The following is a 14,329-nucleotide window of genomic DNA, read 5'->3' on the forward strand; positions in this document are numbered from 1 at the left end:
AAATGGGGATGAGGTTACGACACGCCAAAAGGCGTTACCAGCGTCAGTACCTGCTGCATAGTAAGCGGCTCATCAAAAGCTTCAATAGCAGCGGTGAATGAGATGTTGCCACTAACGCCCGGCAGTTTAGTAATATCTATGCCGCCCTGTATGGTATTATTCTCGCCGGCGTAGTTACCATCAGCAGCGCTGATGCCTGTATCATTGCCTGATGAGGTTGTGCCGGTTATCCATGGCTTAGTGGTACTTGCACCATGATTCAGCCTGCGCAGGTACCGGATAGCGGCCGCATGACGAGCTTCTACGGAGTGAATATTGAGCGCCGCGGTTAAATAAACCTGCTGGCCAATTAACGCGCCGGCCTGTCCTTTATAGGCGCGCACTCCGGTATCTTCAATAGCCTGGGCTACGGCCAAAAAGGTTTCGTAATTGGTCATTACCGTCGGGAAGGTGCCTTTTGCGGTAAAATCATAACTGGTATCAGCAGGGGCAGGTGTGGTTACATTTAACGCGGTACGCAAAAAAGTAACGTGCTCACTTTCGTGCGCGCCGATAGCGGTAATCAGTGTTTTTTCTGATGCTGTTATCAAATTGGGAGCAGCCAGTGCGGTACGATAAAATGCTGCTTCAAAATACTCCAGCTTCAATGCATAAGTTAATGCTGCCGTTACGCCTGCCGGTACGCTTTGCGCATAAGCCTTTTTGAGCAATGAACTCAAAGCAAATGGCAATGCGGCCACGGCCACTTTGGTGCCGAAACCGGCCATATTTTTTATCGCGTCACGGCGCGGACTGATCCTGTCCTGAAACTCCGGATCAGCGTTTTCAATATCTTCAAGTAAGTTAAATAAGTTCATGGCGATGTTTTTTAAGGTATATAATTGTAGTTACCTGCACTCACTTTTGTTTTTAGATAGGTGTTGGCCACCGGTAGCACCTGTGCAATAGATTGCTGCTTGTCGCTGCCGTTGGCATCTATTACGCTGCCCTCGCCAAAAGTGCCAAAGTTCAACAGGTTTCTGATCAGCGAAGCGTGACGAGCTTCAACCGACACAATTTTACCGGCAATGGTAAGATAGTCGCTGTTTTGAATAAGGTAGCCGGCACCGTTGTAGGCCGCCACGCCAAGATCTTCAAAAGCCTGTGCGACACCCAGCACTTTAGCCCTGCTGCTAAAATCTATCATACTAAAATCTGGCGTCAATGCAGGTAGCGCACCATCTTTTAGTGCGGCCTTAAAAAACTCGCGGTGGGCCACCTCATGGTCACGGATGTCGGTTAGAAATGCTGTTTCAATAGCCGTCATGCCCCCATATGGTGATGCCATCACCTGGATGTAAAATGCGGCCTCCAATTGTTCAAGGGCGTAGGCATAGTTGAGAATAGCCGGATCACCCGAACCGATATCATAAGCACCATTGTTATCATTATGATGCTTGTGGCAGGCGGAGAGCGCCATAACGCCTGTTGCCGCAACGGCCCCCACACCGGCATAACGTAAAAACGAACGCCGGCTCAGGTCTGGCTTGCCAGTTTCCTGTAGTGTTGATGTTTTCATAAGTAATGGTATTTAATGGTTGTTTGCCTATATTTACTGCTTTTACGACTCGGCGGTTTTAACCTTAGGTAAAATATCTTACCTTAAAATAGAGTACCCCAATAAAGAATACCCCATTAAGTTTTAACGTACACATGGAGAATATAGAACAGCATGTAGAAGCGCTGATTTTTGCATCAGAACAAAGCATACGTACAGAAGAGATTTTATACTGCCTGCAGGCAGCCTTTCAGGAAGATTTTAACGAGGGAGATGTAAACACTGCCATCGAGAGCATTAAACAAAAATATGCCGCCCCTACGCTGGCCATTGAGCTGGTAAAAACCGGTAGCGGCTACCAGTTTCTGACCAAGAAAGAATATCATGGCATCATCAACCAGTTTCAGATTCAGCAATCAAAAAAGAAACTGAGCCAGGCGGCTATGGAAACTCTGGCCATAGTGGCTTATAAGCAGCCGGTAACCAAATTAGACATTGAGCAGATACGTGGCGTAAACAGCGATTACTCGCTGCAAAAGCTGCTGGAAAAGGAGCTGATCATCATTTCGGGCAAGTCAGACGCTGTTGGCCGGCCCTTGCTTTACTCCACCAGTCAGCTGTTTATGGACTACTTTGGCATCAACAGCATTGCCGAATTACCTCAGGTTAAGGAGCTTGCAAATGACGCCGTAAGCATAGGCGAACAGCAGGAATAAATTTTTAATTTTTTTCGCTGAAAAACGATTTTAGTTATTTTTGGGAGACAGTAACTGTTGATTGAACAAAAGAATTATAGTAAATTTAATCTTAAGTAAGTTTTAAACCGATTGCTTATGGAAACGCCCAAAAAACCGCTAAAGAACACCGAAAAAAGCAGCGAATACGACCAAGACGACGCCGCAGAAAGCACTTCAAAAAAGAAGTATGCAGACGATGATGATGATGATTTTGAAGACATGCCTTTAGACGACGTGGAATATAAAAACTTTGACGACGACGACGACGAGGATGATTTTGACGACGATTTTTAATTAAGATATATCAGAGATGATCTCAAAGCATCCCGGAGTATGCTCCCGGATGCTTTTTTTATGACCTGACAATTTGCTGCTACCTCTCTGCACGCAGCGCCACTACCTAAAAAGCCAATGACTGTAACCGAAGTAAAAAGCAAAGCCGACCGCCAGGCCTTTCTGGATGTGGCCCGCATGATCTACAAAAACGACCCGAACTGGGTATGCCCGCTGGATAATGAAGTAGAGGCCGTTTTTGATCCTAAACGCAACAACTTCCACAGCCATGGCCAGTGTACCCGCTGGATACTTAAAGACACAGACGGCAGGGTAATTGGCCGTGTAGCCGCTTTTATTAACGATTTAAAGGCCTACAACTACGAGCAGCCAACCGGCGGCATGGGCTTTTTTGAATGTATTGATAACGAGGCTGCCGCTTTTAAACTGTTTGATACCGCCAAGCAATGGTTAACCGAACGCGGCATGAAAGCCATGGACGGCCCCATTAACTTTGGTGAGAACGATAGCTTTTGGGGATTGCTGGTGGAGGGGTTTACCCCCCCCTCATACGGCATGGCTTATAACCAACCATACTACAAAGCTTTCTTTGAAAAGTATGGATTTAAAACCCAATACGAGCAGATTACCAATCACCTGAGTGTACACAAACCGTTCCCGGAGCGTTTCACCAAGATTGCCAACTGGGTAGCTCAAAAGCCGGGCTATACCTTTAAGCATTTAAAAATAAAGGAGATAGAACAGTTTGCCGCCGACTTTATGGAGATCTATAACGATGCCTGGCAAGACTTTGAAAACTTTGTACCCATTACCAAAGCCACCATTCTGGAGAGTTTCCAAAAGATGAAAGCCATTATGGACGAGAAGCTGATCTGGTTTGCTTATGTAAATGATGAGCCTGCATCGTTCATCATTATCTTGCCTGATGCCAACCAAATGCTTAAACCGCTTAATGGCAAGCTGGATTTGATTGGAAAGCTCAAGTTTTTGTATCGTAAATGGAAAGGCGTATCGCGCATGCGCGCCATTGTGATGGGCACCAAGCAAAAATTTCAGAAACACGGACTGGAGTCGGCCATATTCATTAAACTTAAAGAATATGTATTGCCGCTCAATCAGTATGATGAGCTGGAACTATCGTGGGTGGGCGATTTTAACGATAAGATGATAGCCATACATGAGGCTACAGGCGCCACTTTTGGCAAAAAGCACCTAACAATGCGCTGTATCTTCTAAAAAAAATGCCCGGTGCACTTTGCACCGGGCATTAATATTTTAGGCGGTAACTTTGCTCTGTCTAAGTTCTTCAAACAGTTCGATCACTTTTTTCTGCAGATCGATTACTTCAGTTTCCCGATCCATCAATTTCTTGTTAACGGTGTCCAGTTCATTCTGATACTTCTGATCCTGTTCAGTCTCGTTAAACGTAAGCAACTGAACTACAGACATTTCAAAAAGAGTTGAGATTTGTTCGAGGCGGGAGAGGTTGATATCAGTAATGCCGGTCTCAATTTTTGAGAAAGCCGGGATAGAGATGTCCAAACGCTTGGCAACGTCTTCCTGGCTCCACCCCTTTTGATGGCGCAGCAGCCTGATTTTTTTTCCTAAGGATTTCATAATTAATTAAGGATAAAGGTTTCTCAATAGTTAATAAAGTTACGATTAATTTTTTATTTTCAAAAAAATTAATTAATAATCGGTTTAGTTGATTATTTCAGCAGAAAGTACATTTAAGTCTAACCCGCCAAAATTGCCAGAGCTCATCATCAGTAAATTTTTGTCCCGCCAGCTCTGTTCCTTTAAATATACTAACAAATGTGCAGGATCATCAAAAAACTGCAACCCTTTATTTACAAAAGCTGCTTTTACAGCATCTGCATCATAAGGTTCCATCTTTTTTTGCTCAAAAGTTTTGTGATGGATGAATACAATAGGCTCATCGGCCTCATCCATGGTGCCCGCATACTGACTTAAAAAATCTTTATTCAAGCTGCTAAACGTGTGCAGCTCAATACAAGCCACCAGCTTCCGTTCCGGGAACTGTGCTTTTACGGCCTGTATAGTAGCGCTCAGTTTTGATGGCGAATGGGCAAAATCTTTATAAACGGCGGCATGATCGTTTTTGCCAAGCAATTCCAATCTGCGGGCCGCGCCTTTAAAGGTGGTTACTGCCTGATAAAAATCGGATGCAGTAATACCCAACTGCTCGCAAACATTGCGGGCGGCCTCTATATTCAATAAATTATGCTGACCAAATACCGCTAACGGATACTCATGGCCATTATAGTTAATCACCGTCACACCGTTTTCTATACGGTGATCTGGCAGGTCATAACCTATCTTTTCTACACCTGATTGATCCTGAGCCACTACATCGCGCAGCACTTCGTCCTGCTCGCACCACACCAGTTTACCTTGCGGGCGGATGGTCTGCACAAAGATTCTGAACTGCTCTACATAGCTGTCAAACGTAGGGAACACATTGATATGATCCCACGCAATACCGCTAATAACACCGATGTTGGCCTGGTACAAATGAAACTTCGGCCTCCTGTCAATCGGCGAAGCCAGGTACTCATCGCCCTCTATTACAATAACAGGCGCCTCGTTGGTCAGCTTCACCATCGTTTCAAAACCAGCCAGTTGTGCGCCAACCAGGTAGTCAAAGTCTTTGCCTACCACCTGCAATACATGCAGAATGATGGAGGTAATGGTGGTTTTACCATGGCTACCGCCAATTACCACACGCAGTTTATCTTTAGATTGCTCGTAGATGTATTCAGGATAAGAGTAGATCTTCAGGCCCAGCTCCTGTGCTTTCAGCAGTTCAGGATTATCAATACGGGCATGCATGCCTAAAATTACGGCGTCCAGATGGGCAGTAATCTTTTCGGGATACCAGCCATCCTGCTCAGGCAAAATGCCATACTTGGCCAAGCGCGAGCGCGAAGGCTCAAACAGCACATCATCAGACCCAGTAACCTCAAAACCTTTATTATGTAGTGCAATAGCCAGGTTATGCATAGCGCTGCCACCTACGGCTATAAAGTGTACCTTCATTTATAATTGACAGATAAATGGCGCAAATAAACAAAAAAAATTGACACCTATGCGTCCTAAAGCATGAAGGCTTAATGAAGGGATTTAAAACTGCATCATTGCCAGGAACGAAGCAATCTCTGCTGATGCCATTCGGACATGCTCGTACAGAGATTGCTTCGTTCCTCGCAATGACGTGACGATAGAATTGGTCTACACAAAAAGAGCCACAATTATGTGGCTCTACAAATATATTTCAAGTCCTCCCTTTCGGGAAGGATTGGCAGGGGTTTACTTCAACAACAACACCGGGATCGAAGCGCTCGACGCCAGCTGAGTGGAGATACTGCTATGCAGGATAGACTGTAAAAAGCTATAACGGTGCGGCAACGCAATAACCACCTGCGAATGGTTAAGGGCGGCAAAATCCAATATCCCTTTTATCACATTTTCTGAGTTGATGTAGTGGTATTTAGGATGATAAACTTTAAGCATGCCGTGCAAGGCACTTTCTTCGGCCAGCAGTTCGGGATCGGCATTTTTGTGGCGATCTGTAGGATCTACGTGTACTACGGCTAGTTTGATGGGTTGTTTCCCTAACAATTTATGCAGTAGTTCAGAAGGCATGCTATCGGTCACCTTTTTAAAATCACAGGCTATAACGGCACTTTCCATCTTTTCATAACGATAGCAGGGAGGCACCACCAGCACCGGTACCGGGCACGCTTTAGATATCTTGATGACGTGGCTACCAATACCCTCGTCTTCACCGCTGCTATTGCCTTTGGTGCCAATAATCACCAGGTCTATATTATCATGTAATACCCTGTCTACCACCGCCCGCAACAGGTGACTGCGGTTTAACTTTACATGCAACCGTACACCCTCTCGCACTCTGCTGCTCAATCGTTTTTTTAGGGTCTCAAGATTAGCTATACGCTCGGCGGCGTTGGCTTCAATCTCTTCTTCGCGCAGCATCATCATATTGGGGTCTGGAAACAGCGTTTCATAGGGCGAGATATAGTAGGCGTTCATCAAAATAATGTCTTCTACATTGGTTTGATGACTCAGGTCGGCAGCAAATTCGGCGGCGTTAAAGCCGGCTTCCGAAAAGTCGACAGGTACAAGATAGGTCTTCATAGCATTTGTTAGGTTAAATCAACATTTGACTAATACGATCAAATAGTCAATACAAAAGTAGCTATAACTGGTTGGGCTATTGTCAGGGCAATAACATCATTAAAGTTACTAATAATTTAACGTAAATTTTTGATTTTGTGTTTGGTTTTACCGTGTTGTAAACCTAATTGTGTCATCCAACTTCAACAAATCGCCCTCTCCTCTTGCATCCTTCAAAACATTTTGCACCTTTGTACTGTAATTATTTTTATTACAGATTATGAACGCCCGATTTCAAATAGCCGTACACATCCTTACCCTGCTGCATCATGCAGAGGGCGAGCTGATATCGTCAGACTATATTGCGGGCAGCCTGAACACCAACCCGGCGCTGGTACGTAAAGAGATTAGCAATCTGCGCAAGTTCGGCTTTATTGAAAGCAAAGAAGGCAAAGGCGGCGGTTATGCACTGGGCAAACCAGCAGGCCAGATTACCCTGGCCGATATTTACGCTACAGTAAAACCCACAGCCGTTTTGGGACAATCTAAAAACGAACCGAACCCAGACTGCCCTGTAGGCCGACAAATTAACGACCGCATTGCCGAGGTATACAATGATATTGACGGCGCTATTATAAAAAAACTAACCACCATTACGCTCGAAAAATTCAGCGGGAAGTTTGATTGAATTTTTTTTGAACAAAACTGTAACATATTTTATTACAATATAACAATCCATATCATCATTATGAAAATTGCAGTAATTGGTGCCGGCTATACCGGCACCCCAGTATTAAATGAAGCACTGAGCAGAGGCCATCAGGTAACTGCTATTTTGCGCAACCCAACTAAGGTAACCGTGCAAAACGCCAACTTGACCGTTAAGTCCGCAGATGTTAACAACGTTGATGAATTAGCCGAATTGCTAAAAGGTCAAGACGCCGTGATCAGCACGTTTAACGCCGGTTGGGGCAATCCAAACCTATATGCCGATTTTATTAAAGGCAGCGAAAGTATACAACAAGCCACCAAACAAGCTGGTGTAAAGCGTTTGCTGGTTATTGGCGGCGCGGGCAGTCTGGAAATTGCGCCAGGCGTACCGCTGGTAGATACTCCGGAATTTCCGGCCCAATGGAAAGAAGGCGCTACCGCCGCGCGTGATTATCTGAACACTCTACGTAAAGAAACCGGGCTGGACTGGACCTTCCTGAGTCCGGCCATTAACCTGCACCCGGGTACCCGCACCGGCAACTACCGCATAGGCACCGAAAACCCGGTTTTTAACGATAAAAAAGAAAGCGAAATTTCTGTAGAAGATTTGGCCGTAGCCCTGATTGATGAAACAGAAAAAGGTCAGTTTGTGAAGAAAAGATTTACGGTGGCTTATTAATTCTATTTTGGAGTTCGGATGTTCAATTTCGGATTTTTATTGACCACGAGGATAACAGAGTAAATTCACAGAGGTCACGGAGATTAAAACTCTACGACCACTGTGATAATCTTTGCGTACGCTGTGATTCCTTCAATCAAATCCGAAATTGAACATCCGAATTCCGAAATTATTTATTTGAGATCAAAGGTTAAACCTTGCCGCCACCCATTCTTTGTTCTTCAGATGGGTGATATATTTCAGGCCGTATTTACCCGCCTCATCTTTGATGATCTGCAGGTCTGGCTCTTCGTAGAAGCCACTGAAATAGATCTCGCCCCCTGGTTTTAATACCTCAGCGTAGCGGTCCATCTGGTCTATCAAAATATTGCGGTTGATGTTGGCCAGAATGATATCGTACTGCTCATTAGGGATCACATCTTTTGATCCGCAGAGGGCTTTAGTATGATTGGCGTTATTCAGGGCAGCATTCTCTATCGTGCTTTCGTAACAAACCGGGTCATAGTCAATCGCCATCAAATCCGTCGCACCCAGCTTTTCGGCCAATATGGCCAGGATGCCGGTACCGCAGCCCATATCCAGCACCTTTTTGCCTTTAAAATCGGCCGCCAGCATCAGCTCCATCATCATGGCCGTGGTTTGGTGGTGACCGGTACCAAAAGCCATCTTTGGGTCGATCACAATCTCATACGGAAAATCAGGACGGGCTTCATGGAAAGTGGCGCGCACCCAAACCTGATCGCTAATTTGTATCGGCTCAAAATTGCTTTCCCACTCCTGGTTCCAGTTTTTCTGCGGGATCAGGTTGCGCTCATAGCTAAAATCAAACATCTCCCGGTAGGCTGATAATGCTTCTTCCAGCGCAGCTTCATCAAAGCTGGCTTGTGGAATATAAGCTTTAAAACCCAGTTCGGTTTCTTCAAAAGTATCAAAGTCAATACCCCCCAGGGCATCTATCAGCAAATCGCGCTCATAGCCTACGGCGTTATTAATGGTGAATATAAGTTCGGTGTAGTTCATTGTTAAAGATTTGAGACGTGAGATATGAGATTGGCGTTTGGTAATTAAGATTGAGATGCCTCCGTATGCCCATGCTCTCCCGCTTCAGGGGGCCGGGGGGCAAACGATTTATAATCTATCAGCCTCAGTAAAGCAAAATCTATCAGCCAGTAGCCGGTTTGCACCGCAGCCATAAACCAGCAAATATGGATAAAGCGCCCCGTGCCGGTTGCCCGGTCCCAGATCACATAGCTTAAGCCAATAGCCAGTACTGCACAAAGCAGTATCAGTCCCAAGATACGCGCGAAAGCCGCCCCCGGGCGAGCCACTATCCTTTTCCACATAGACAGGGCAATGGTGGCCTGCGTAAGCAGCGCTATGATAAAGATAACAGGCTTGAAAGTCTGATAGTAAGTGATTAGCCCATTAGTGGTGCCATCGCCAATGGTGGAGATGCCAGCCTCGGGGTAACGGTAATGTACGGCGTATTTGATAATCGCATCGATCAGCAAAAACACCACCACCGGCGGCAATATCACCATGATCAGTTTTTTCATAGCTATTAGAAAGTCCGGAAGTCAGAAAAGTCGGAAAGTCCGGAAGTTAACTTTAGTAACTTTCGGACTTTCTAACTACTCACAACTCACCACTCACTATTCACTGACGGATTAATTAAACGTCTTAACAATATCTGTAAAGTCGCGTGATTTTAATGACGCACCGCCAATCAGGCCGCCATCAATATCAGGCTGAGCAAACAGTTCGGCTGCGTTTTTAGGGTTACAGCTGCCACCGTACAAAATGGTAGTAGCATCAGCAACCTGCTCGCCGTATTTAGCGGCAATCTCCTTACGGATAAAAGCGTGAATCTCCTGCGCCTGATCAGACGTTGCAGTAACGCCGGTACCAATGGCCCAAACAGGCTCATAAGCAATCACCGTCTGGCCGAAATGCTGCTCGTCCAAGTGGAACAAGCCTTCTGCCAGTTGAGTTTTAATTACATCGAAATAAGTACCGTTATTGCGCTCGTCCAGCGTTTCGCCAATACAGAAGATTGGTTTCAGGCCGTTAGCCAATGCGGTATCTGTTTTTTTAGCCAGCAGTTCGTTGCTCTCGCCAAAATACTGGCGACGCTCTGAGTGGCCCAGAATTACATATTCGGCACCGGTAGAACGGATCATCTTGGCAGAGATCTCGCCGGTGTAAGCGCCCTTTTCTTCCTGGTGGGCGTTCTGCGCACCTATTGATACTTTGGTATAACCTTTTGCCATTTGCACCAGGCTGTGCAGGTGTATAAACGGACTGCAAACTACTGCCTGCTGATTGCCGGTCGCCTCATCGTTAACCATGTTAACCACCTCAGAGAACAAGGATAAACCCTCGTTATAATCCATGTTCATCTTCCAGTTTCCGGCTACTATTTTCTTTCTCATTTTATTTATAAGTTGATTGAGTTTATTATGTTGATTAGTTGATTGAGTTTTTATTCAGCATGTGTTGATTGGGTTAACTACTCACTTAATCAACTCAATCAATCACTCACTAACGCGTTAATTCATACACTGCCTGTAGTATCCCCTGCTCGTTCTCGTCAAAATCTCTGCCGTCTCGACGTTCGAATACGCGGGCCGTGGTTTCCAGCATTTTATCCAGACGGTATTCTTCCAGCCCTTCTGCACCACCCCAGCTAAAATCCGGAACGAAGTTTGGCGGGAAACCGCCGCCGAAAACGTTACAGCCTACACCTACAACGGTGCCGGTATTGAACATGGTATTGATGCCACATTTTGAATGATCGGCCATAATCAATCCGCAGAACTGCAAACCGGTTTTGCGCAGGTGCTTATTGGTATAATCCCACAGCTTTACTTCGCCGTAATTATTTTTCAGGTTCGAATTATTGCTATCGGCACCCATGTTGCACCACTCGCCCAATACGGCGTTACCCAGATAACCATCGTGGCCCTTGTTAGAATAGCCCCAAACTACCGAGTTATTGATCTCGCCACCTACACGACTGTATGGACCGATAGTAGTAGCTCCGTAGATCTTGGCCCCCATTTTTACCGACGAGTGCTCGCATAAGGCAAACGCACCGCGAATGCTCACGCCTTCCCAAACCTCACTATTGGCGGCCAGATAGATCGGTCCGCGCGTTGTGTTAAAGTTTGAGCAATCGGCAATGGCACCCTCTTCGGCAAAAAAGTCTGTGCCGATGATGGTGTTAGTGCTGCTGATCTGCGCACTCTCCCGCCCTTTGGTAAGCAGGTTAAAATCTTTTCGCAGCTCGATATCGTTAAAACGGAAGATATATTCAGGATAACGAATGATGACCGGCAGTCGGCTCACCTCGGTAGCGGTATATGCAGCGGCATGGTCAAAGCTTTTGGCATCAGCCTCGCCCAGGCGAACGGCCACCAACTGACCCTGATAACGCAAGGCATGCCCCAGCGGCAACTTGCTGATATCGTCCAGCAAACTATCATCCGGACAAACAGCGCCGTTGATAAACAGGTTATCGGCAGTAATATGAATAGGGAACTTGCCCTGTAAGTAATTGCGTGTGTGGTACGAAAAATCTTGTGACAGGTGTTTGACCCATTTCTCGGCAATGGTGAGGATACCTACACGCAGGTTAGCCAGCGGGCGGGTAAATGTTAATGGGAGCAGTTGCTGATAAGTATTATCGTCAAAAAGGATGACAGCCATGCGGCAAAAATAAAAAAGTCCCCCGATTGTGGTGGGAGACTTTCAAATATTTTAAAAAGCAATAATTACTTTTTGTTGTAACGAGTACGGAATTTATCGATACGACCGGCAGTATCTACCAGTTTCATCTTACCAGTGTAGAAAGGGTGAGAAGTGTGAGAGATCTCCAGTTTCACCAACGGGTATTCATTACCGTCTTCCCATTTAACTGATTCGCGGGTTTCGATGCATGATTTAGTCAAGAAAGCATAGTCGTTAGACATATCTTTAAAAACAACTAATCTATAGCTTTTTGGATGCAGGTCTTTTTTCATTTTATTATATACTTCCTTATCAAAAGAGGGGCAAAGATAGTTTAATAAATCAAAATTAAAAAGTTAAAATTAAAAAAAATCTAAACCAGGATTCTAAAGATTTAATTCAGGATTTACAGGATTTCTTTTCTATCGCTCACTCCGCGCCCCCAATGTCATCCCACTTTTTATATTTGCATGCATTTAACCATATCTTACACATTGAGAACTCTACCCCTGTGCTGCCTGTTTATCTTGCTTATGGCAACTATTAAGGCTAATACATCTTTTGCACAACACTTATCCACCATAAATAAAGTTGATACTGCTGCTTTATTGCTCAAAGAATGCCCCTTTGAAAAAGAAGCAAAGGCTATGGTGCTTGTTGATGAAGGCATTGTTGGCCACGCGTCTGATTCTATCATCATGACCAGGTATAAAAAAATCAAACTATTTGCTCAGTATGATCCCCAGATACCTAATATCAGGATCCCCTATCACGAAGGTTTTGAGCAAATTACCAACCTGGTTGCCCAAACCGTTAAATGGGAGAACAACCACGCTGTTATTACACGGGTGGAGCCGGCACAGATCTTTAAAAACAGTGTTGATAAAGTAAACAAAGAACTCATTTTTGCGTTCCCTAACGTTAGCGCCGGTTGTATACTTGAATATCAATACCATTGGAGCTCGTCATACTTTTACGTCCCCACATGGTTCTTTCAAAACAATTTACCCCAGGCCGTCAGCAAGTTTAGCACGCTGCTGCCGGCCAGATCGGTCTTTTCTGTTGTAAAAAAAGGCGATTCTACCTATACCAAAGATACACGAACTATCATTCCTAAAATTAATGGCGATAGCCTGGTGGTGCATACATGGGTCAAAGCCAACGTACATTCGGTAAGCGTTGAACCATTTACAGACTGGCAAAACAGCGGGTTGCAATATATTAGTTTGAAGTACAACGATGCGGAAAAATCTGCAGGCGATAGCGCGCCATGGCATGATGTAGCGTCTGACCTTTTTACAGACGCTGATTTTTTCAACCAGAGGCATGCAAATGTACCCGGTACATCTCGCTTCATAGATTCTGTAAAAAAATTTGCATCGGCAGAACAAAAGATAGCCGCGATATTTGACACCGTCAAAACACAAATCAAGTGGAATGGCAACGATTACTGGCAAACAGATAAAGGCGTGCGGTCTGCCTGGAACAATCGGATAGGGAATGCTACCGAGATCAATCTGGCTTTGTACAATCTGCTCCGCAAAGTGGGCATAGTTGCCCACATCATGTTCGTGTGTACACCAGACAATGGCTATATTGACCCCACCAATCCGGAAAGACACCATATTGATAAAGTTGTTATTAGCGTGGGTGCTGATAGCACCCGTCAGTACGTTTTAGACGCCAGCAACAAATACAATACTTATACAGAAATCCCCCTATCGCTGCTTAACACCTATGGCATACTCTGTCCAGGCAATAAAAAAAGCAGTCAGGGAACAGACTATCAAGCTGTATTGCTTAAAACTGATGAGCCCGCTATAGAAACTATAGCAACAGAAGCAGTAATTGCGCCTGACGGCAGAATGACCGCAACAGGCACGTTAAACAGTTATACTTATAACAAAGCCTATTTTCATGAAGCGCATGACAAGTTAAACAGTGAAGACTATATCAATAAACTTAAAGGCGACGATAAAAGCCTGAAACTTACCGACCTTACCATAGAAAATATAGAGACTGATTCGCTTCCCCTTATTCAGAAATTCAAACTAAGTAAGCAACAAACAACAGACGGCGGATTTATCTATTTAAAAACCAATTATTTATCTATAATTAACGGCAATCCTTTTACCAATGCGACCAGGCTTGCAGATATTGATTTTAAGGCGTGTACGTCTGACAATATTAACAGCAGATACCAACTACCGGCAGGCTACAATGTAGATGCCATGCCCGAAAACATACAGATGAAGTTATTTGATAACAGCATTATTTTTAAAAGATTGGCTTCTGTTGACAACCATATTTTAACTATTCATTACACCATTATTCACGGTCGCTCTCGTTATAACGCATCAGAATATACCGCCCTGCATGATTTTTACAGAAAAATGTTCCAGGCATTGGACGAACCCATTGTGCTGAAGAAACTCTAGGTCTTCACCAGCACCTTCAATGTGTTTTAGCTAAATTTGCTTAACA

16 protein-coding genes are annotated in these 14,329 nt (G+C 44.8%); 6 read left to right on the forward strand and 10 right to left on the reverse strand.

All coding sequences use genetic code 11. The annotated features are described in order from the left end of the window. Positions 1-14: 14 nt before the first annotated feature. Entirely contained in the window at positions 15-857 is an 843-nt protein-coding gene (locus ABZR88_RS14395) for a ferritin-like domain-containing protein (RefSeq protein ID WP_107826664.1), read from the reverse strand. 11 nt (positions 858-868) lie between these two features. Continuing rightward, a complete protein-coding gene (locus ABZR88_RS14400) occupies positions 869-1,558 on the reverse strand; it encodes a ferritin-like domain-containing protein (protein WP_107826663.1) in 690 nt (229 codons plus the stop codon). Between the two features lie 134 nt (positions 1,559-1,692). Between ABZR88_RS14400 and scpB the strand changes: the two genes are divergently transcribed. The 3 genes from scpB (at position 1,693) to ABZR88_RS14415 (ending at position 3,804) form a co-directional block, all read left to right on the forward strand. Next, positions 1,693-2,253 carry an SMC-Scp complex subunit ScpB gene (scpB, locus tag ABZR88_RS14405; protein ID WP_107826662.1) on the forward strand — a complete coding sequence of 187 codons (561 nt, stop codon included), beginning with the start codon at positions 1,693-1,695 and terminating at the stop codon, positions 2,251-2,253. 117 nt (positions 2,254-2,370) lie between these two features. Continuing rightward, positions 2,371-2,568, forward strand: a complete 198-nt coding sequence (locus tag ABZR88_RS14410) for a hypothetical protein (RefSeq protein ID WP_107826661.1) — start codon at positions 2,371-2,373, stop codon at positions 2,566-2,568. A 117-nt stretch (positions 2,569-2,685) separates the two neighbouring features. Then, the gene (locus ABZR88_RS14415) at positions 2,686-3,804 is read left to right on the forward strand and encodes an N-acetyltransferase (RefSeq protein WP_107826660.1); all 1,119 of its coding nucleotides are present in this window, start codon (positions 2,686-2,688) and stop codon (positions 3,802-3,804) included. Positions 3,805-3,843: 39 nt separating this feature from the next. Here the strand turns inward: ABZR88_RS14415 and ABZR88_RS14420 are convergent, their stop codons facing one another. The 3 genes from ABZR88_RS14420 to ABZR88_RS14430 all read right to left on the reverse strand — a co-directional run bounded on the left by ABZR88_RS14420 (position 3,844) and on the right by ABZR88_RS14430 (position 6,747). Then, positions 3,844-4,185, reverse strand: coding sequence for a helix-turn-helix domain-containing protein (locus ABZR88_RS14420; protein WP_107826659.1), 342 nt, complete (start codon positions 4,183-4,185; stop codon positions 3,844-3,846). 84 nt (positions 4,186-4,269) lie between these two features. Beyond that, positions 4,270-5,628: a UDP-N-acetylmuramate--L-alanine ligase gene (gene murC / locus ABZR88_RS14425; protein WP_107826658.1), complete on the reverse strand. Its 1,359-nt coding sequence runs from the start codon at positions 5,626-5,628 to the stop codon at positions 4,270-4,272. Positions 5,629-5,898: 270 nt separating this feature from the next. Continuing rightward, positions 5,899-6,747 carry a universal stress protein gene (locus ABZR88_RS14430; protein WP_107826657.1) on the reverse strand — a complete coding sequence of 283 codons (849 nt, stop codon included), beginning with the start codon at positions 6,745-6,747 and terminating at the stop codon, positions 5,899-5,901. A 259-nt stretch (positions 6,748-7,006) separates the two neighbouring features. Here ABZR88_RS14430 and ABZR88_RS14435 point away from each other — a divergent pair, with 259 nt between their 5' ends. Together ABZR88_RS14435 and ABZR88_RS14440 are read left to right on the forward strand one after the other, a co-directional pair. Continuing rightward, on the forward strand, positions 7,007-7,414 hold the full coding sequence (locus tag ABZR88_RS14435; protein ID WP_170113520.1) for an Rrf2 family transcriptional regulator: 408 nt from the start codon (positions 7,007-7,009) through the stop codon (positions 7,412-7,414). Between the two features lie 60 nt (positions 7,415-7,474). Further along, entirely contained in the window at positions 7,475-8,116 is a 642-nt protein-coding gene (locus ABZR88_RS14440; protein ID WP_211309736.1) for an NAD(P)-dependent oxidoreductase, read from the forward strand. A gap of 183 nt (positions 8,117-8,299) precedes the next feature. Here the strand turns inward: ABZR88_RS14440 and prmA are convergent, their stop codons facing one another. From prmA to ABZR88_RS14465, 5 genes are all read right to left on the reverse strand, one after another. Then, on the reverse strand, positions 8,300-9,136 hold the full coding sequence (gene prmA, locus ABZR88_RS14445) for a 50S ribosomal protein L11 methyltransferase (RefSeq protein ID WP_107826654.1): 837 nt from the start codon (positions 9,134-9,136) through the stop codon (positions 8,300-8,302). Positions 9,137-9,180: 44 nt separating this feature from the next. Next, a complete protein-coding gene (locus ABZR88_RS14450; RefSeq protein WP_107826653.1) occupies positions 9,181-9,672 on the reverse strand; it encodes a hypothetical protein in 492 nt (163 codons plus the stop codon). Between the two features lie 111 nt (positions 9,673-9,783). Beyond that, a complete protein-coding gene (gene tpiA, locus ABZR88_RS14455; RefSeq protein ID WP_107826652.1) occupies positions 9,784-10,548 on the reverse strand; it encodes a triose-phosphate isomerase in 765 nt (254 codons plus the stop codon). A 109-nt stretch (positions 10,549-10,657) separates the two neighbouring features. After that, on the reverse strand, positions 10,658-11,824 hold the full coding sequence (locus ABZR88_RS14460) for a putative sugar nucleotidyl transferase (RefSeq protein ID WP_107826651.1): 1,167 nt from the start codon (positions 11,822-11,824) through the stop codon (positions 10,658-10,660). Between the two features lie 65 nt (positions 11,825-11,889). Beyond that, positions 11,890-12,138 (reverse strand): type B 50S ribosomal protein L31, encoded by a 249-nt coding sequence (locus ABZR88_RS14465; RefSeq protein WP_107826650.1) that lies wholly within the window; start codon positions 12,136-12,138, stop codon positions 11,890-11,892. 240 nt (positions 12,139-12,378) lie between these two features. Between ABZR88_RS14465 and ABZR88_RS14470 the strand changes: the two genes are divergently transcribed. Further along, on the forward strand, positions 12,379-14,283 hold the full coding sequence (locus tag ABZR88_RS14470) for a hypothetical protein (protein WP_107826649.1): 1,905 nt from the start codon (positions 12,379-12,381) through the stop codon (positions 14,281-14,283). The last annotated feature ends 46 nt before the right edge of the window (positions 14,284-14,329 follow it).

The sequence above is a fragment of the Mucilaginibacter yixingensis genome, from assembly GCF_041080815.1.
GTDB classification, from domain to species: domain Bacteria; phylum Bacteroidota; class Bacteroidia; order Sphingobacteriales; family Sphingobacteriaceae; genus Mucilaginibacter; species Mucilaginibacter yixingensis.